Origin of the sequence: Janthinobacterium sp. CG_23.3 (genome assembly GCF_046115965.1) — a bacterium.
GTDB lineage: Bacteria > Pseudomonadota > Gammaproteobacteria > Burkholderiales > Burkholderiaceae_D > Janthinobacterium.
On sequence record NZ_JBJXIB010000119.1, the window covers coordinates 1 to 18,422 of the forward strand.

Genomic DNA, 18,422 nt, shown 5'->3' on the forward strand with positions numbered 1-18,422 from the left:
GGGGGGGGGGGGGGGGGGGTAGGGGAGGGGGGGAGGGGGCAAACGTGGGTGGGAGCAACGAAAGGAAAAAAAAGAGGGAGCGGCACGGGAGGGAGGGGGGATGGGAAGGGGGGTGTGTTGGCGTGAGCCGTCGCCGGCGCGACATGGTCGTAGAAGCCGCCGTGCTCGTCGTAGCACAGCATCAGCAGCGTCTCGCCCCACGCCGGCCCGCGCGACAGCGCCTGGTACACCTGGGCCACCAGCGCCTGGCCGGCGCGCACGTCGCCCGGCGGGCTGTCGTCGTTTTCAAAGAAGTGCGGATCGATCCAGCTCACCGACGGCAAGGCGCCGGCCAGCGCGTCGCCGACGAAGCCGTAGCGGCGCCGGCTGCTGCCGAAGGGTTCGTAATTTTCCGAGGATCGATAATGCTCGTCCGTCAGCGCCAGCGTCCACGGTTTGCGCTCCGAGTAGAACTTCCAGCTGACACCGGCGCGGTCCAGGTGGCGCAGGAAGGACTTGTTGGCGTACAAAGGCACCCGCTTGTTGTCCTTGCTGCCGCTGGCCCGCCCGCTCATCGCGTACAGGCGGTTCGGCCAGGTGGCGCCGGGGACCGAACTGAACCATTTATCGCACACGCAGAACTGCCGGGCCAGGAAGTCATACGCGGGCAATTGCTTGCCGTTGTAATAGCCCATCACCAGCGCGAACTCCGGGTCGCCCGGGTGCGTCAGCGCGTAGTCGTCGACGAAACCGCCATTGCCGCCCGCCAGTTGGCGCGCCACCGCCGCGCCGTCGTGCGCCGGCACCTGCTCCCGGCCCAGCGCGGTGCGTTCGAGGTGGTGGACCGGGTAGTTGCGCCCCTGGTGGCTGTTGAAAAAGGACGCCTGCAAGCCGTCGATGTCCGCGCGCCCGCCTTCCAGGCTCAGATAGCCCAGCATGTGGTCGAAGGATCGGTTTTCCATCATCAGCACGACGATGTGCTTGATCTTGTCGAGTTTACCGACACCGTCGATCGACGGTTCGGACACTGCGGTTTCAATAGTCATTCTGCCCCCAAAATCGACGGTTAGCGCCGTGTCGATTCTGGTTGGACCGGAAAGCTGCTCCACTGTTCAGCCTACTGTGCGCCCTTTTGATGCGGAACAATCCCGGCGGGTCCGCAATGCCGCCATATAGTGATGCCGTAGGTCGGATTAGCAGCGCGTAGCTTTAAATTCGCGCTCCGGGGCGCCTTGGCACAGGCCGCGCAGCGCGTTAATAGGGGACGCGGTAGCGATAGCCTTTGAAACTGAATACCGCCGATTTTGGCTGCAATTTTTCCAGGATTAGGCCGGGCGCCACTTCCTCGCCCTCGTGACGCAAGGCCTTGTCGACCAGCAGCAGGCGGTCGGCCGGATTTTTCGAGTAGATGTAACCGCCCAGCGCCAGCGGCGGAATCTGCCGTTGTATCGGCTCCGGCAGGTCGCGCAGGCCGGCCAGGTTGTCGTCGGCCGGCGTGGCCGGCGGCGCGGACTGCGCCGCCGGCGCCGGCGCCGGCAATACCGGTTTGGCGGACGCGCTCGCGCTCGCCACGTGCGGCGCAGCCATTGGCCGGCGCGGCGGCGCCGGAGGTGGCGCGGGGGACGCCACGGCCACCGCGGCGGGCACGTGAACCGATGCCGCAACAGCAGCGACGCCGACCGGAGCGGGCGCCGCCGCGGCAGCGCCGGTCGCCATGCCGGAGGGTGGCGGCGCAACGGCCGGCGTAGGCGACGCAGGCGGCGCGGTCGCGACGGCAACGCCAGCCGGCGCGGCCGGCGGCGCCGCCGCGCGCCACATCAGCGCCGCCAACGTTAACGCCAGCGCGGTCATGCCGCCCAGGGCCAGCCACAGCGGCTTGGCCAGCGCGCGGCCGGCAACCCCGGGGGCGCCCGCCCGCAGCTGTGGCGCGTGGATTGTTGGCAACTCGCCCAGTTGGCGCTCGGCCTGCGATTTCTTCAACGCTTCTAAAATATACGACATTTTATTTCCCCGCCACGGCGTTGGCCACCGGCGCCGGACGCATCAGGCGCGGCTCCTGGGCGCCGCTAGCCTGGATCAGGCGAATGAAGGTTTTCGGACCGGCCACGCCGTCCGCCTTGAGTTTCTGATCGAGCTGGAAGCCGCGTAGCAAGCGCTGGAAGTTGGCGTCGAGCGCTTGGTTGGCGGGCGGCTGGTCCAGTGCATGCATCTGCGCCAGGCGTCGCGCCAGCCAATCGACGTCCGGGCCGCGGTCGCCAACGCCGACTTCGTCGCGCCAGGAACGCGGCGCGCGCCAGAAGGTGACAAAGGCGCCGTCGAAGCGGGCCGCCAATTGCTCCAGGCTGAGCTGATAGTCCTTGCCGTCGACAAGCAAGGTCGCGCCCGCCTCGCCCAGCCCGCTCAACACCGCGTAATAGCGCGCGCCGGCGCTGTCATGCAGACTCAGCACAGCGGGACGGTCGAGCAGACGCAACTCGTCCAGCCCGCCCTTGCTTTGATGGCAGCGCAAATTCAATTTGGCGGCGACTTGGCAGGGCTCGCCGGCCGGCAAGGCCGCGCCCCACAGCGCCGCCAGCTCGCGCAGCGCGGCGCGGTTGTCGGTCGGCGCCAACGCCGCCACCGGCGCCGGCGCGGCGGTGGCGCCGGCTAACGGCGCCGCCGGCACCGGCGCCTTGGCGGGCGCGGACACGGCGGCGCGCGCGAGCACCGCGGCCGGCCGCTGCGCTTCGCGCGGCAACAATTGCCAGGCTGTGGCGCCCGTCACCAGCGCGCCCGCCATCACGCCGGCCAGCAGGTAGGGCCAGCGCGGCGCGGCGCGGGCCGGAGCGCCGTCGGCTTCGGCGAACACCTCGGCGGCGGCCTTGCGCAGGATCTGCCGCGTTACCTGGTGCCGGTTCTCGACGTAGGCGCCGAGCAAGGCGCGGTCGCACAGCAGGTTGATGCGGCGCGGCACGCCCTTGCTCAGTTGATGAATCCGCCGCGCCAGGCTGCGCGGAAACGGCGCCGCCGCCATTGCGCCGGCCACCGCCAGCCGGTGGCCGATATAGCTGGCGGTTTCGTCCGCCGACAGCGAGCCGAGGTGGTAGCGCGCGATGACCCGCTGCGCCAGTTGCTCCAACTCCGGGCGGGCCAGCATGGCGCGCAACTCCGGCTGGCCGATCAGGATGATTTGCAGTAGTTTGCGCTCGTTGGTTTCCAGATTGGTCAGCAGGCGCAATTGCTCCAACACCTCGGCCGACAGGTTTTGCGCCTCGTCGATGATCAACACATTGTTCTTGCCCTGGGCGTGGTTGGCCAGCAGGTACAGATTGATCGCGTCGACATAGGATTTCACGCTGACCGCGCCGGCGCCGTGCGGCGCCAGCGCGATGCCGAACTCGTCGCAGATCGACAGCAGCAACTCCTCCACCGACAACTTGGGGTTGAAGATGTAGGCCAGCTTGCAGTCCGGCGGAATCTGCTCCATGAAGCAGCGGCACACCGTGGTCTTGCCGGCGCCGATTTCGCCCGTCAACAGGACGAAGCCGCCGCCGCCGCCCACGCCGTACAGCAGATGCGCCAGCGCCTCGCGGTGGCGTTCGCTCATGAACAGGTAGCGCGGATCGGGGGCGATCGAAAACGGGGATTGCTTCAGCTGGAAAAATTGCGTGTACATGGAAACCCTGAGGATGCGTTGGCGGCACCGGAAAGCAGCGGAAAGCTCACTTGCGCCCCGGCGGCAACGGCTTGTATTTGGCGCAAAAAACCTTCGACTTGGTGCGGAAATAAACGATTTTGCTGCCCGGGCTCGATTCGCGCACCGGGTAGGCGCCGGCGTCGCGCTTGGCGTAGCGCGGCCCGGCCGCCGCGACGATGGCCGCGTCGACCGTCTCCGGCGTGGCGTCGGCCACCACGCCGAGGAAAGTGAGGGCGCTGGTGTCGTCGCTGACGATCACGTCGGTGATGCTCGCGCCCCACAGGGTGGCGTCGGCCTTGAACCAGTACGCCCCGCCCTCGCGCTTGTAGGCCGGGCCGAACGCGCTCGACAGATAGGAGTAAAAATACTTGTTGTCGATCTCGTCGAGGCACAGCACGGCGTTGCCGACGACGCTGCCGAAGGTCGACGGCGCCGCCTGCGCGGCGGCGCCGCAGACGCACAGCGCCAGCGCCGCCAGCCGGCGCAACGGCGCCGCGGACGGCGGCGGCGGAGCAGGCCAATATGCCTTGGCGCGCCATGCGGCGTTGCACATCCTGACGCGCCAATCCATCATATCGATCCGCTCCCCCGAGAATGCGGCGCTACATCAATGCTTGCGCTCGTCCTTCTTGACCTTCTTCGCTTCCTTCTTCTCTTTCATGGTTTTCGCCGGTTCCTTCTTGTTTTCCTTTTTACTGTCCTGTGCTTTACTCATAATGCCTGACTCCATTTGGTGGTTGAACTACTGGTACGCCCGCGGCCAGCGCCGGCTCGGCATGCTGGCAAGCAGCGCCGCCTGGCGTCCATCGGCTGGCGGCAACGGCTGGCATGTCACTTCGGCCATTATGACATTACAGCGCGCAATCCACAGCAGATTTCCCGCCCACGCCCCGGACCGGCATGGCCGGCCGCGCGCTGGACGTTCCGCCGAGGCCGTCCGCGCCGGCCATCCACGGCGCGCGGCGCCAGCGACATACCCACAATACAACGACGGCGACATTATTTTTCCGCCCCCGGGGCGCCGCCGCTAGCGGCTCTGCCCGCTCACAGGGGCGCCGCCCGGGCGCGCCGCCTTGTCGATAGCTCAAGCTTTAAAAAGTTGCCATGATTATTATCAAAATCAAATTCCCATGGCAATTAAATTATGCTTAAATTAACGCCATTAAAGAGATAAGAAAACCGCCGGCCCAGGCGGCCACCGACCCCGTCAGCGGGAGCGCGGCGTCACGGCCGCGGCGGCGACATAGTTGGAGACAGGGACATTGGGCGTGCTCGGTATGCCGCAGCGAAACGAGGTTTACCAAGCCCGGCAATGGATGTTTTCCAGCTTGAAATAATGAGGACGATGCGATGAAATTCGCCATACCCGCAGCAACTGCGCTGTTTTTGCTAACGCTGGCCAACGCCTCGCAGGGCGCGGTCGTTTACCTCGATCTGCCGACGGACGCACTTTCCGTCCAGCCGGCGCACGCCGCCAACGGCGCGCAGCGCCAGCACCTGGCCTTGGCCGAGGCCGAGGCCGAGCTGCGCCACGGCGGCGCGCAACTGCCGCCAAGGCCGATGTCGACCGTGCCGGAACAAAGCGCCTACTCGATGCTGATGATCGGCCTGGGCTTGCTCGGCCTGCACATGCGCCGTCAACCGCAGGAAGAGAAATTCAGCGTCGAGGCGCCGCAATAGGCGCGCCGGCGCCGTTGGTGCGACGCTTCCCCGTCCTTGTCGGCGGCGTTTACGCCAGGCCCAGGCGAACCCGGGTCGACTCGATCAGCGCGGTATCGTAGGGATACAGGTTTTCAATGAAGAACAGCTCGGTTTCGGCCGGGTCTTCCAGGCACATCGTCAGCATGTGCGGGCCGTCGTCTTCGCGGCCGAGAAACTCCTTAGGCCAGCGGTTTTTACGGTGCGCGCGCAGTACTTCCATGCCCAATATTGCGAGGGGCGCGGCCACACCGGCCGCCAGCGCCTCGCGCTGCCAGTCGTCCCAATATGCGCTGTTTGCTGCCTTGTCGTTCATTTTGTACTTCCAACTGAGGTGTAAAGGGCGGACTGTACTCCGGATGGCCGCCGTTATCAAGCGCCGCCGCACAGCGCAGGCGCCCACCCCCGACGCGAATTGGCATTAAACAAGTCCAATTTCAATACCATTTTATTATCCAAATAAACCGAATAAAAACAACGGCTTACATTTTTTTAGGCGGCGTCGACGGGCAGACCTCTTTGCCACTATGCAATACCACTTAAATACCTGTTGACAAGCTGGTTTGACAACCATATAGTGCGCTCAGCTTGCCGCACCGCCGCCCCAACCTCGGCGCAGGCGGGCGCACTCCAACCAGTCAGCGGACTTGATAAAACATGATCGACTATTTAATCGGCGTAGATGGTGGCGGTAGCGGCACCCGGGTGCGCCTGGCGCAAGCCGACGGCAGCGTGCTGGCGCAGGGCCAGAACGGCCCGTCCGGCCTGGCCCACGGCATCGACCGGGCCTGGATCGCGGTCGGCAACGCGGTGCTCAACGCCTTCGCCGCGGCCGGCATCGCCCACCCGCCGCTGCGCCGCATCGCCATCGGCCTGGGCCTGGCGGGCGTGCACAACCCGCAGTGGGCCGCCCAGTTCCTCGACCAGAACCCCGGCTACGCCGCCATCGCGCTCGAATCGGACGCGCTGACCACGCTGCTGGGAGCGCACCAGGGCCAGCCCGGCGCCGTCGTGGCGATCGGCACCGGCAGCGTCGGCGAAGTGCTCTACCCCGACGGCGGCCGGCGCGAGGTCGGCGGCTGGGGTTTCCCCTCCGGCGACGAGGCCGGCGGCGCCTGGATCGGCATGCGCGCGGTCGGCCACGCCCAGCAGGTGGTCGACGGGCGCGCGCCGCACAGCCCGTTCAGCGACGCCGTCATCGACGCCTGCGGCGGCCACCGCGACGCCATCCAGGGCTGGCTGGCGTCGGCCAACCAAACCACCTACGCGCAACTGGCGCGCCTGGTGCTGGAGCACGCCGGCGCCAACCCGACCGCGCGCGCCATCCTGGCCGAGGCCGGCCAGCAGATCGCCCTGATCGCCGCCGCGCTCGACGCCAGCGCGGCGCTGCCGGTGGCGCTGTGCGGCGGCCTGGCCGAGCCGCTGCGCGCCTACCTGCCGCCGGAATTGCTGCGCCGCGTGGTGCCGCCCCACGGCGACTCGGCCGCCGGCGCGCTGCGCCTGATCCAGCAACACCTGCGCGAGCGCGGATCATGCTGAGCAAACTGAGCGCGTTTACGCCCGACCCCGACAGCGACACCCCTTTATATATGCAGCTGGCCAACACCCTGTCGGACGGCATCGCCGGCGGCGACTGGCGCGCCAACCAGGCCCTGCCCTCGGAGCGGGTGCTGTCGGAGCTGCTGCACATTTCCCGCGTCACCGCGCGCAAGGCCATCGACATGCTGTGCGAGCGCGGCATGCTGACCCGGAAACGCGGCTCCGGCACCTACATCACGCCCAAGCTGGAGCAGCCGCTGTCGCGCCTGACCAGTTTTTCGGAGGAGCTGCGCCAGCGCGGCTTCACCGCCGGCTCGCGCTGGCTGCAGCGCGACATCGGCGCGGCCGCGCCGCTGGAACTGCTGTCGCTGGGGCTGTCGCCGCACATGCCGGTGGCGCGCCTGAAGCGCCTGCGTACCGCCGACGACGTGGTGATGGCCATCGAGACCACCACCATCCCGGCGCTGTACATGCCCGACCCGGAGCGCGTCACCGACTCGCTGTACGGCTATCTCGAATCGATCGGCACGATCCCGATGCGCGCGCTGCAACACATCCGCGCCGTCAACGCCAGCCCGGAACAGGCCCGGCTGGCGGGACTCAAAGCGGGGGCGGCGATGCTGCACATTACCCGCGTCAGTTATCTCGACAACGGAGCGGCGGTGGAACTGACCCACTCGTATTGCCGCAGTGATTATTATGAATTCGTAGCGGAGTCGCGCAGATGAGCGGTGCAATCAAAGGCAATATCCTGACCCCGGCGGGCTGGGTCCACGGCGGCATCGAGTTCGACGAGCGCGTCAAGGTGGTCGACGGCGCCGCCGCCAACCCGGCCTTCAACGCCGACGACTACATCATCCCCGGCTTCATCGACCTGCACGTGCACGGCGGCGCCGGCAAGGACGTGATGGAGGGCGGCGGCGCCGTCTACGCCATCGCCGCGATGCACGCGCGCCACGGCACCACCAGCATGCTGGCCACCACCATGACGGCGCCGCCGGAGGACATCGACGTCGCCCTGAAGGCGATCGGCGAAGCGGCCGCCAGCCGCCGCCCCGGCACCGCGCGCGTGCTCGGCGCCCACCTGGAGGGGCCGTACATCAATTCCGGCAAGCTCGGCGCGCAGCCGAACTACGCCCGCGCCGCCACCCTCGAAGAGGTGCAGCGCCTGGCCGCGCTGGCGCCGCTGCGCCTGATCACGGTGGCGCCGGAAATCGCCGGCCACCTCGGCCTGGTGCGCCAGCTGTCCGACGCCGGCATGCGCGTGCAGATCGGCCACACGCTCGGCTCCTACGAGGACGGCGTGGCCGCGCTGGAGCACGGCGCGGCCGGCTTCACCCACCTGTTCAACGCCATGAGCGGCCTGCACCACCGCGAGCCGGGCATGGTCGGCGCGGCGCTGGCGCACGCCGAATACGCCGAGCTGATCCCCGACCTGCTGCACGTCCACCCGGGCGCCATCAAGGTGGCGCTGCGCGCCATCCCGCGGCTGTACTGCGTCACCGATTCGACCGCCGCCACCGGCATGCCGGACGGCGAATACATGCTGGGCCGGCACGCCGTGCACAAGTGCATGGGCGGGGTGCGCCTGCCCGACGGCACCCTGGCCGGCAGCACCCTGACGATGGACCAGGCGCTGCGCAACCTGGTCGGCCTGGGGCTGGACCTGGCCGACGCCTCCAAGCGCGTCTCGACCCACGCCGCCGATTACCTGGGCTTGCATGAACGCGGCCGCCTCGCCCACGGCTGTTACGCCGATCTGGTGGTACTCGATCGCGACCTCAAACTCAAAGCTGTCTATATCGAAGGAGAATTGTGTGACCTCAATGATGCTTAAAGAAGCCGTATCCGCCGCCGAGTGCGTCGCCCTGCAACTGGCCAGCGACACCGAACGCTACGCGGAACTGGGCCGCAAATTGAGGAGCACCTCCTTCAACACCGCGCTGACGGTGGCGCGCGGCAGCTCCGACCACGCCGCCAACTACTGCGCCTACCTGATCATGGCGCGCCTGGGCCGCGTGGTGGCCTCGCTGCCGATGTCGCTGGTGACGCTGTACAAGTCGCCTTTGGTGACGCGCGACACCCTGACCATCGCCATTTCGCAGTCGGGCCAGAGTCCCGACGTGGTCGAACCGATCCGCTACTTCCGCGACGGCGGCGCCACCACCATCGCGCTGGTCAACGAGATCGATTCGCCGCTGGCGCACGCCGCCGAGTGGGCCATGCCGCTGCACGCCGGACGCGAACAGAGCGTGGCCGCCACCAAGAGCTTCATCGCCAGCCTGGTGGCCGGCGCGCGCCTGGTGGCGCAATGGCAGAACGACCCCGAGCTGCTGGCCGGCCTGGAAGCGCTGCCCGAGTCGCTGCTGGCGGCCACCCGGTGCGACTGGTCGGCCGCCGTCGACGTGCTGGCGCCGGCCAAGAACATCATGGTGGTCGGGCGCGGCATCAGCTTCCCGATCGCGCTGGAGTCGGCGCTGAAGTTCAAGGAAACCTCGGCGCTGCAGGCGGAGGCCTTCAGCGGCGCCGAGATCAAACACGGCCCGATGGCGCTGATCGAGGACGGCTATCCGCTGCTGATCTTCGCCACCCGCGGCCCGACCCAGGCCGGCCTGCTGCAACTGGCGCGCGAAATGCGCGAGCGCGGCGCCCGCGTGCTGCTGGCCGCGCCGGCCGACGTCGCTGAACGCGACCTGACGCTGCCGACCGCGGCCACGCCGGACCTCGACCCTATCGTCGCGGTGCAAGCGTTCTACGTGATGGCGGCCAAGCTGGCCGCGGCGCGCGGCATGGACCCGGACCGTCCGCGCCACCTGAACAAGGTCACCAAGACCCATTAAGCATAGCGGCGCCACCCCGGGGCCAAACCTCGGGGTCCGGCCTTCTCGCCTTGGCGCCGGCCCTCGCCCTTGGTTTCAAGCGCCACAGCGCACACAAACGGGCGCCATCGTCCGGGATAGACATGATCATCAAGACACTGTTGGCGGCCCTGGCCGCGGCGAGCCTGATCGCGCCCTGCGCCATGGCGAGCGAGAAAATCGAATTCTGGACCTTCAGCATGAAGCCCAAATTCACGCCCTACTTCGAGGCCCTGGTGCGCCGGTACGAGGCCGGCAACCCCGATGTGAAAATCGAATGGGTCGACTTCCCGTGGGACGTGATCCAGACCAAGCTGGTGACGCGCATCGTCGCCGGCACGCCGCCGGCGCTGGTCAACCTGAACGTGCCCTGGGCCGACGAGTACGCCCGCGACGGCCTGCTCACGCCGGTCGACCTGCTGCTGCGCGAGAGCCGCGCCAACTACCTTCCCGGCGCCCTGGCGGACCTGACCTTCCAGGGCAAGACCTATGGTTTCCCGATGTACAGCAACGTCGCCGTGATCGCCTACAACGGCGCCATCTTCAAGGCCGCCGGCCTGGAACGCGGCCCGGCCAGCCTGGACGAGCAATTGGCGTTCGCCCGGCAGATCGCCGCGCGCACCGGCAAGGCCGGCATCGCGCCGGCGCTGGCCAAGATCGACGGCCTGTTCATGCAACAGGGCCTGGCGCTGATCGCCGACGGCAAGGCGGTCTTCAATTCGCCGCGCCACGTCGCGCTGGTGCAAAAGCTGGCCGACACCTACAAGGCCGGCGGGCTGCTGAAGGAAGGCCTGTTCGCCGAGGATAATTTCCCGGCCGTCATCGACGCCTACAAGGGCGGCCGCCTGGGCATGCTGCTGGCGCCGCCGACGGCGCTCAAACGCATCCAGGCCGACGCCGCCGACATCTACGCGCTCACCGAGGTGGCGCCGGCGCCGCTGGGACCGACCGGCATCGCCGACGGCGGCTGGCTGATCCATTTCGCCATCCCGCGCGGCGTGCCGGTGCGGCTGCTGCCGGCGGTCGGCAAATTCGCCCGCTTCCTCAGCAACGACGACAACCAGCTGGCCTTCGCCAAGCAGGCCAGCGTGTTCCCGACCTCGGCCAAGGCGGCAGCCGACCCGTTTTTCCTGGCCGTGCCCAAGCACGCCGGCGCGGCCGAGAAGGCGCTGGCCGCCGGCGCCGCCTCGATGGCCCATGCGCGCACGCTGTACGTGGCCGGCATCCCCGACTACGACGAGCTGCGCCGCGCGCTGGTCAAAGCGGTCGAGGCCGGCGTCACCGGCAAACAAAACGTCCAGCAGGCGCTCGACCGGGCCGCGCTGGTCTGGGACCGCAAGCTCGCCGTCGCCACCCAGCGCGCCCTGTAACATGGCCAGCACCCACCGCCACACCACTCAAGCCTGGTTGTTCCTGGCGCCGGCGCTGCTGCTGCTGGCGCTGTTTTCGTTCTGGCCGGTCGGCTTCGGCTCCTACCTGGCCTTCACCGACTACAGCCTGGTGCGGCCGACCTCCTGGGTCGGCCTGGCCAACTTCCGCTACATCTTCGACAACGAGATGTTCGTCACCGGCCTGCTCAACTCGCTGCTATTCCTGCTGGTGGTGCCGTTCACCCAGGTCGGCGCGCTGGCCCTGGCGGTGCTGGTCAACCAGCGCCTGCCCGGCATCGCCCTGTTCCGCGCCGCCTTCTACGTGCCGGTGGTGACCACCGTCTCGGTGGTCGGCATCATGTGGGGCTTCATGTTCCACGAACAGGGCGCGCTGAACTACGCGCTGCAAACGCTGCGCCTGGTCAACGCGCCGGTCGGCTGGCTCTCGGACGACGCGCTGGCGCTGTTCGCGGTGATGTTCGTGACGCTGTGGCGCGGCCTGGGCTGGTACATGGTGATGTACCTGGCGGCGCTGCAGGCGATCCCCTCGGACATGCGGGAGGCGGCCGTGCTGGACGGCGCCAACCGCTGGCAGATGTTTTGGAAAATCACCGTGCCGGTGCTGCGCCCGACCATCGCGCTGTGCTCGATCCTGTCGGTGCTGGCCGCGCTCAAGGCCTACCAGGAAGTCGACGTGCTGACCCAGGGCGGGCCGATGAACTCGACCTTCACGGCGCTGTACTACGCCTACGACCAGGGCTTGAAGCACTTGAAGCTGCCGCGCGCGCTGGCCGCCAGCATGGTGGTGTCGCTGTGTTGCGTCGGCATCGCCCTGCTCTGCCTGCGCTACCTGAAACCGGGGCGGCGATGAGGCGGCGCCGATTCCACCCGGCCGGCGCGGCCGCGCTGCTGGCGCGCTACCTGCTGCTGTGCGCGCTGGCGCTGCTGTGCGTGTTCCCGTTCTGGTGGACGCTGGTGACGGCGCTCTCGACCGAGGGCAACATCTTCGCCTTCCCGCCGACCTTCTGGCCGCGGGCGCCGTCGCTGGCCAACTTCGCCGAGGTGTTCCGCGCCATCCCGATGCTGGCCTTCTACAAGAACTCGCTCTTGATCGCCGCCTGCACGGTGTTCTGGAAGCTGCTGCTGTGCTCGATGGCGGCCTACCCGCTGGCGCGCCTGCGCTTCCGCGGCCGCAAGCTGGTGTTCGGCCTGATCCTGGCCACGCTGGTGCTGCCGTCGGAGGTCAACTTCCTGGTCAACTTCATCACCGTCACCCAACTGAGCCTGGTCGACACCTACACCGGCGTGCTGCTGCCGAACCTGGTCACGGCGGTCGCCATCCTGCTGCTCAAGCAAGCCTTCGAGGAGGTGCCGCAAGACCTGGTCGACGCCGCCCGCGTCGACGGCGCCTCCGAGTGGACCATCTTCAGCAAGATCATGCTGCCCTTGATCGCGCCGTGGCTGGCCACGGTCGGCGTGCTCACCGCCGTCGAGTCCTGGAACGAATACATCTGGCCCTCGATCGTCATGAGCAAACCCGACGAGTTTCCGCTGTCGGTGGGCGTGCTGTACCTGCGCGGCACCTTCGGCAGCAGCACCCGCGTGGTCGCGGCCGGCACCATTTTGACCATCTTGCCGACCCTGGCGGCCTTCCTATTTACCCAACGATTCTTCATGCGCGGCATGGACGGAGCAGTGAAATGACACAAGCACACGACAACCACACCTTCCGCCGCCTGGCCGGCCAACTGATCATGATCCGCTTTCCCGGCACCGAGCTGGACGCCGCCACCGCCGAGTTCCTGCGCGCCAACGCCATCCGCGCGGTCTGCCTGTTCCGCGCCAACATGGTCGATTCCACCCAGCTGGCGCGCCTGACCGCCGACCTGCGCGCGGCGATGGGGCCGCAGTCGCTGATCGCCATCGACCAGGAAGGCGGCGCCGTGGTGCGCTCGACCTGGGTGCCGGCGCCGCCGGCGGCGATGGCGCTGGGCGCCGCCGACGACGCCGAGCTGGCGCGCGCGGTCGGCGCGGCGGTGGCGCGGGCGGCGCGCTCGCTCGGCTTCAACTGGAACTTCGCGCCGGTGCTGGACCTCAACAACAACCCCGACAACCCGGTCATCGCCGAGCGCTCCTTCGGCGCCGACCCGCGCCGCGCCACCGAGCTGGCGATGGCCTGGATGGCCGGCAGCCACAGCGAGGGCGTGGCCTGCTGCGTCAAGCACTTCCCCGGCCACGGCGACACCCACGTCGACTCGCACCGCGACCTGCCGCGCGTCGACAAGCCCTTGGAAGAACTGGAACGGTTCGAGTTCGCGCCGTTCCGCGCCGCCGCGCCGCTGGCGCCGGCCATGATGACGGCGCACATCGTCTACCCGGCGCTGGACGCCGACAACCCGGCGACGATGTCGCGGCGCATCCTGCACCAGCTGCTGCGCGAAGAGTGGCGCTACGACGGCGTCATCATCACCGACGGCATGGACATGCACGCCATCGCCGGGCGCTACGGCGTCGGCAACGCCGCCGTGCGCGCCCTGGGCGCCGGCGCCGACATGGTGATGGCGCTGGGCACCGCCGCGACCCAGGAGGAGACGCTGGCGGCGATCGCCGCGGCGATCGCCTCCGGCGAACTCGACATGGAACAGGTGCGAAGCCGCCTGGCGCGCCTGGCGGCGCTGGCGAAGGCCTACCCGTGCCAGGCCCGCGACTACCCCGAGGACGCGGCCGACCGCGCGCTGATGGCCGCCGCCTGGCGCCGCGGCCTGAGCGCGCGCGGCGCGCCGCGGCGCCCGCCGGCCGGCGCCAGGCTGCGCCTGGTGGTGCGCCAGGACGTCGTCAGCGACGGCGTCTCCGAGGCCGGCGTGCCGGCGGCGGCGCTGGCGGCCTCGCTGGGCCAGTTGTACGACGTCGACATGGTCACCTTCGCCGACGCCGAACGCTTCGACTGGGCCGCGCTGCCCGCCGACGGCCGCTTCGTGGTGCTGGCCTCGACCTCGCGCCTGCGCTACGGTCCGCGGGCGCGCGCCAGCTGGCGCCCGGACCTGCACCTGGCGCTGTGGAACCCCTACCAGGCGCTCGACATCGACGCGCCGGCCCTGCTGACCTACGGCTTCGCGGCGCCGGCGCTGGCCGCCGTCAACGCCTGGCTGGGCGGCGAACTGGACGCCGCGGGCCGCTGCCCGGTGCCGGGTTTCGAATAAGGGAGCGCTTGGCGCACCCGCACGATAAAAACAGGAGACTCGCATGATCGATACAGACAAAACAACCCGCAATCCGGCCACCTGGATTCCCACCCTGTACTTCGCCCAGGGCCTGCCGTTCTACGCGGTGGCGCTGGTGGCCGGCCTGATGTTCAAGAGCATGGGCGTGTCGAACGCCGACATCGCCTACTGGACCGGGCTGATCGGCTTCGCCTGGGTCTTCAAGCCGCTCTGGAGCCCGTTCCTGGAGCTGGCGCCGAGCAAGAAAATCATCGTCGTCGGCTTCCAGCTGGTCGGCGGCCTGAGCCTGGGCCTGGTCGCGCTGGCGCTGCAGACGCCGGCCTGGTTCGCCGTTTGCATCGGCGTGCTCGCGCTGGCGGCGATCGCCTCGGCCACCCACGACATCGCCTGCGACGGCCTGTACATCGCCAGCCTGTCGGACAAGCAGCAGGCCGCCTACGCCGGCTGGACCGGCGCCTTCTTCAACGCCGGCAAGTTCATCTCGCTGGGCGGCCTGGTGATCCTGGCCGGCCATTTCGAGAAAACCCTCGGCGTCGCGCCGGCCTGGACCATCATCTTCCTGATCCTCGGCGCGATGCTGCTGCTGCTGGCCTTCTACCATTCGTGGGCGCTGCCGCTGGCGCCGAACCCGGCGCTGGCCAGGCAGGACGTCGGCGCCATCGCCGCCACGCTGTGGGACGTGCTGGTGGAGTTCTTCAAGAAGCCCGGCATCTGGCTGGCGATCGTCTTCATCATCCTGTTCCGCGCCGGCGAGGCGCAGGTGCAGACCATTGGACCGCTGTTCCTGCGCGAGGCGCGCGCGCTCGGCGGGCTGGGCCTGTCGACCACCGAAGTGGGCGCCGTCTACGGCACCGCCGGCACGGTCGCCTTCGTGCTGGGCAGCATAGGCGGCGGCTACTTCACGTCCTGGCTCGGCCTGAAGCGGGCGATGCCCTTCCTGATCCTGGCGATGAACCTGCCGAACCTGGTGTTCTACTACCTGAGCCATGCGCTGCCGAGCGACATCACGCTGATCGCCGGCGCCCTCAGCGTCGAGATGTTCGGCTACGGCTTCGGCTTCGTCGGGCTGATCCTGTTCATGATGCAGGTGGTCGCCGTCGGCAAATACCAGACCGCCCACTACGCCTTCGCCACCGGCGTGATGCAGCTCGGCTTCGTGCTGTTCAAGATGGTCAGCGGCGCCGTCCAGACCGCGCTGGGCTACCAGCACTTCTTCCTGTGGGTGCTGCTGGCGGCGTTGCCGGTGCTGCTGCTGTCGCGCTTCATGCCGATCCGCGCGCGCCAGGACGGCGCCGACGCCGGCGCCGGCCACGCCGCCACCGCGTAACGGGCAGCGTCCATGGCCCAAATTTCCCTGAAAAACATCGTCAAGCGCTACGACGAGCGGCACACCGTCATCCACGGCGTCGACCTCGACATCGCCGACGGCGAATTCGTCGTCTTCGTCGGCCCGTCCGGCTGCGGCAAGTCGACCCTGCTGCGCATGATCGCCGGGCTGGAGGACATCAGCGGCGGCGAGCTGCACATCGGCGGGCGCCTGGCCAACGACGTCGCGCCGGCGCGGCGCGGCCTGGCGATGGTGTTCCAGTCGTACGCGCTGTACCCGCACATGACGGTGTTCGAGAACATGGCGTTCGCCCTCAAGCTGGCCGGCCACAAGGCGGCCGAGGTGAAGGCGGCGGTCGGGCGCGCCGCCGCCATCCTGCAGATCGAGCCGCTGCTGGGGCGCAAGCCGAAGGACCTGTCCGGCGGCCAGCGCCAGCGCGTGGCGATCGGCCGCGCCATCGTGCGCAAGCCGCAGGTGTTCCTGTTCGACGAGCCGTTGTCGAACCTGGACGCCAGCCTGCGGGTGCAGATGCGCGTCGAGATCAGCCGCCTGCACCGCGAGCTGCGCACCACCATGGTCTACGTCACCCACGACCAGGTCGAGGCGATGACGCTGGGCCAGCGCATCGTCGTCTTCAACGGCGGGCGCATCGAGCAGGTCGGCACGCCGCATGAACTGTACAACCACCCCGGCAACCTGTTCGTGGCCGGCTTCCTGGGCGCGCCGAAGATGAACTTGGTCGCCTGCCGGGTGTTGGCCGCCGACGCCGCCGGCGTGCGCGTGCGCCTGCCGGACGGCGCCGCCGTCGCGGTGGCGGCCGACGGCGCCGGCCTGGCCGCCGGCACGCCGCTGACGCTGGGCGTGCGCGCCGAGCACATCGCGTCGCGCGCGCCCGGCGCGGCCGGCGCCAACGTCGTCGCCGCCGGCGTCGGCCACGTCGAATACCTGGGCGACCAGTCGCTGGTGTACGCGGCGCTGGACGGCGCCCCCGGGCTGCTGGCGTTCAGGCAGCCGGCCGACGCCGCGCCGCCGCTGCCGGGCCAGCGCGTCGCCCTGCACCTGCCGCCGCGGCGCTGCCTGCTGTTCGACGACGCCGGCCTGGCGCTGCCGCGCGGCGCCGACGCCGGCGGCGACGCCGCGCTGTTGAGCGATCGCGCCGCGCAGTTTATGTGACAATACGCGTCTTGCCGGCCAGGACGGCGCTGGCCCCGCCTGTTCACCGGCGGGCGTGGCAGAATACCGTTCTTCGCGATTTTCGATTATTCTCTCCAACCCATTGCGACGCGGCCGCGCGCTTTACCCGCCAGCCCGTCACTTCGTCATTGATTGAAGGATTTACCATGTCCCAATTCCGTCTCGCCCGTCTTACTCTGCTGCTGGCCGCCATCGGCCTGAACCTCGCCCCGGTGCTGGCCGGCGCGTCGCTGGCCCAGGCGGCCGACGCCCCTGCGGCGGCGGCGCCGAAAGCCGACTCGGTGCGCCAGGAAATGTTCAAGCTGATCAATCCGACCGAGATGTCGGCCCTGATGGAGGCGAAGAACTACGCCGAGGTGCAAAGCCGCATCGACCGCGCCGAGGCGCTGGCCGACAAGAGCGCCTACGAGACGTTCGTGCTGAACCGCCTGCGCGTCGCGCTGGCCTCGTCCACCAACAACAACGCCATGGCCATCACCGCGCTCGAAGCGGTGATTGAATCGGGTCGCCTGGACAAGGCCGAGAAGGGCGCCTTCATCCAGGCGCTGGCCAACTACCACTACAACGCCAAGGACTACCCGAAGGCGATCACCTGGTACAAGCGGCATCAAACCGAGACCGGCGACCTGGCCACGGTGCGCCCTTACATCATCCGCGCCTACTACTTCGGCAACGAGCTGGAGCGGGCCAAGCAGGAATTGCTGGCCGACTTGAAGGCCAACCAGCAAGCCGGCACGACGCCGCCGCTGGACGCCCTGCAATTGCTGGCCAACACCGGCGCCAAGACCAAGGACAAGGCCACCTACCTGGTCGCGCTGGAACAGTTGGTCAAGTACTACCCGAGCGACGACTACTGGACCGACTTGCTCAGCCGCACCCAGGGTAAGGACGGTTACTCGGCGCGCTTCCAGCTCGACGTGTTGCGCCTCGAATTCGCCGCGGTGAAGGCGATGGCGCCGGATGAATACACCGAAATGGCCGAACTGGCGTTGCAGGCGGCCTTCCCGGCCGAGGCGAAAAAGGTCCTGGACGCCGGCTTCGCCGCCGGCTTGCTGGGCACCGGCCCGAACGGCGCCAAGCACAAGAAGCTGCGCGACCAGGCCGCCAAGGGCACGGCCGACGACCAGAAGAATATCGGCGCCGGCGAAGCGGCCGCCGCCAAGGCCAAGGACGGCACCGGCTTCGTCAACCTGGGTTACGCGTATGTCACGATGGACCAGTTCGACAAGGGTATCGAGCTGATCCAAAAAGGCATCGCCAAAGGCGGCCTGAAGCGTCCCGAAGACGCCAAGCTGCGCCTGGGCTACTCGTACGCGATGGCCGGCCGCAAGGACGACGCCGTCAAAACACTGGCGACGGTGCAAGGCAACGACGGCCTGGGCGACCTGGCGCGCTTCTGGACGTTGTGGCTGAACCGCCCGGCCGCAACCACCGCCGCGAAGTAAAGACGTCACGCCACGCCGCGGGGGGGGGGGGGGGGGGGGGGGGGGGGGGGGGGGGAGGGGGGGGAGGGGGGGGGGGGGGCGGGGGGGGGGGGAGGGGGAGGGGAGAGGGGGGGGT

Annotated in this window: 17 protein-coding genes; 12 read left to right on the plus strand and 5 right to left on the minus strand. The window is 68.7% G+C overall.

Annotated features, from left to right (window positions below; all coding sequences use genetic code 11):
- From ACFDR9_RS22075 to ACFDR9_RS22090, 4 genes are all read right to left on the minus strand, one after another.
- Positions 1 to 1,025, minus strand: a 1,025-nt coding sequence (locus tag ACFDR9_RS22075) for an alkaline phosphatase family protein (RefSeq protein ID WP_409032364.1), incomplete at its 3' end; no start/stop codon positions are given.
- Positions 1,026 to 1,233: 208 nt separating this feature from the next.
- Positions 1,234 to 1,980, minus strand: a complete 747-nt coding sequence (locus ACFDR9_RS22080) for a general secretion pathway protein GspB (RefSeq protein ID WP_409032365.1) — start codon at positions 1,978 to 1,980, stop codon at positions 1,234 to 1,236.
- A gap of 1 nt (position 1,981) precedes the next feature.
- Entirely contained in the window at positions 1,982 to 3,634 is a 1,653-nt protein-coding gene (locus ACFDR9_RS22085; RefSeq protein WP_409032366.1) for an AAA family ATPase, read from the minus strand.
- A gap of 46 nt (positions 3,635 to 3,680) precedes the next feature.
- The gene (locus ACFDR9_RS22090; protein WP_409032367.1) at positions 3,681 to 4,229 is read right to left on the minus strand and encodes a hypothetical protein; all 549 of its coding nucleotides are present in this window, start codon (positions 4,227 to 4,229) and stop codon (positions 3,681 to 3,683) included.
- A gap of 776 nt (positions 4,230 to 5,005) precedes the next feature.
- Here ACFDR9_RS22090 and ACFDR9_RS22095 point away from each other — a divergent pair.
- Complete coding sequence (locus ACFDR9_RS22095) at positions 5,006 to 5,335, plus strand: PEP-CTERM sorting domain-containing protein (protein ID WP_409032368.1); 330 nt, start codon at positions 5,006 to 5,008, stop codon at positions 5,333 to 5,335.
- Positions 5,336 to 5,384: 49 nt separating this feature from the next.
- On the opposite strand, the gene ACFDR9_RS22100 is transcribed toward ACFDR9_RS22095, so the two are convergent.
- A complete protein-coding gene (locus tag ACFDR9_RS22100; RefSeq protein WP_409032369.1) occupies positions 5,385 to 5,669 on the minus strand; it encodes a hypothetical protein in 285 nt (94 codons plus the stop codon).
- A gap of 341 nt (positions 5,670 to 6,010) precedes the next feature.
- Here ACFDR9_RS22100 and ACFDR9_RS22105 point away from each other — a divergent pair, with 341 nt between their 5' ends.
- The 11 genes from ACFDR9_RS22105 to ACFDR9_RS22155 all read left to right on the plus strand — a co-directional run bounded on the left by ACFDR9_RS22105 (position 6,011) and on the right by ACFDR9_RS22155 (position 18,307).
- On the plus strand, positions 6,011 to 6,892 hold the full coding sequence (locus tag ACFDR9_RS22105; protein WP_026133368.1) for a BadF/BadG/BcrA/BcrD ATPase family protein: 882 nt from the start codon (positions 6,011 to 6,013) through the stop codon (positions 6,890 to 6,892).
- Positions 6,886 to 7,620, plus strand: a complete 735-nt coding sequence (locus ACFDR9_RS22110; protein WP_017878771.1) for a GntR family transcriptional regulator — start codon at positions 6,886 to 6,888, stop codon at positions 7,618 to 7,620. The genes ACFDR9_RS22105 and ACFDR9_RS22110 overlap by 7 nt, the downstream gene beginning before the upstream one ends.
- Complete coding sequence (gene nagA / locus ACFDR9_RS22115) at positions 7,617 to 8,729, plus strand: N-acetylglucosamine-6-phosphate deacetylase (RefSeq protein WP_409032370.1); 1,113 nt, start codon at positions 7,617 to 7,619, stop codon at positions 8,727 to 8,729. Before ACFDR9_RS22110 ends, nagA begins: the two co-directional genes overlap by 4 nt.
- Positions 8,719 to 9,732 (plus strand): SIS domain-containing protein, encoded by a 1,014-nt coding sequence (locus ACFDR9_RS22120; RefSeq protein ID WP_035787911.1) that lies wholly within the window; start codon positions 8,719 to 8,721, stop codon positions 9,730 to 9,732. The genes nagA and ACFDR9_RS22120 overlap by 11 nt, the downstream gene beginning before the upstream one ends.
- Before the next feature lie 122 nt (positions 9,733 to 9,854).
- Complete coding sequence (locus tag ACFDR9_RS22125; protein ID WP_409032371.1) at positions 9,855 to 11,120, plus strand: ABC transporter substrate-binding protein; 1,266 nt, start codon at positions 9,855 to 9,857, stop codon at positions 11,118 to 11,120.
- Between the two features lies 1 nt (position 11,121).
- Entirely contained in the window at positions 11,122 to 11,991 is an 870-nt protein-coding gene (locus ACFDR9_RS22130; RefSeq protein WP_409032372.1) for a carbohydrate ABC transporter permease, read from the plus strand.
- Positions 11,988 to 12,824, plus strand: coding sequence for a carbohydrate ABC transporter permease (locus tag ACFDR9_RS22135; protein ID WP_017878766.1), 837 nt, complete (start codon positions 11,988 to 11,990; stop codon positions 12,822 to 12,824). The genes ACFDR9_RS22130 and ACFDR9_RS22135 overlap by 4 nt, the downstream gene beginning before the upstream one ends.
- Positions 12,821 to 14,320: a beta-N-acetylhexosaminidase gene (gene nagZ / locus ACFDR9_RS22140; protein ID WP_409032373.1), complete on the plus strand. Its 1,500-nt coding sequence runs from the start codon at positions 12,821 to 12,823 to the stop codon at positions 14,318 to 14,320. The genes ACFDR9_RS22135 and nagZ overlap by 4 nt, the downstream gene beginning before the upstream one ends.
- Positions 14,321 to 14,363: 43 nt before the next feature.
- Positions 14,364 to 15,668 carry an MFS transporter gene (locus tag ACFDR9_RS22145; protein ID WP_017878764.1) on the plus strand — a complete coding sequence of 435 codons (1,305 nt, stop codon included), beginning with the start codon at positions 14,364 to 14,366 and terminating at the stop codon, positions 15,666 to 15,668.
- 12 nt (positions 15,669 to 15,680) lie between these two features.
- Positions 15,681 to 16,841 (plus strand): ABC transporter ATP-binding protein, encoded by a 1,161-nt coding sequence (locus ACFDR9_RS22150; protein WP_409032374.1) that lies wholly within the window; start codon positions 15,681 to 15,683, stop codon positions 16,839 to 16,841.
- 167 nt (positions 16,842 to 17,008) lie between these two features.
- Positions 17,009 to 18,307: a lipopolysaccharide assembly protein LapB gene (locus ACFDR9_RS22155; RefSeq protein ID WP_017878762.1), complete on the plus strand. Its 1,299-nt coding sequence runs from the start codon at positions 17,009 to 17,011 to the stop codon at positions 18,305 to 18,307.
- Positions 18,308 to 18,422 lie beyond the last annotated feature (115 nt).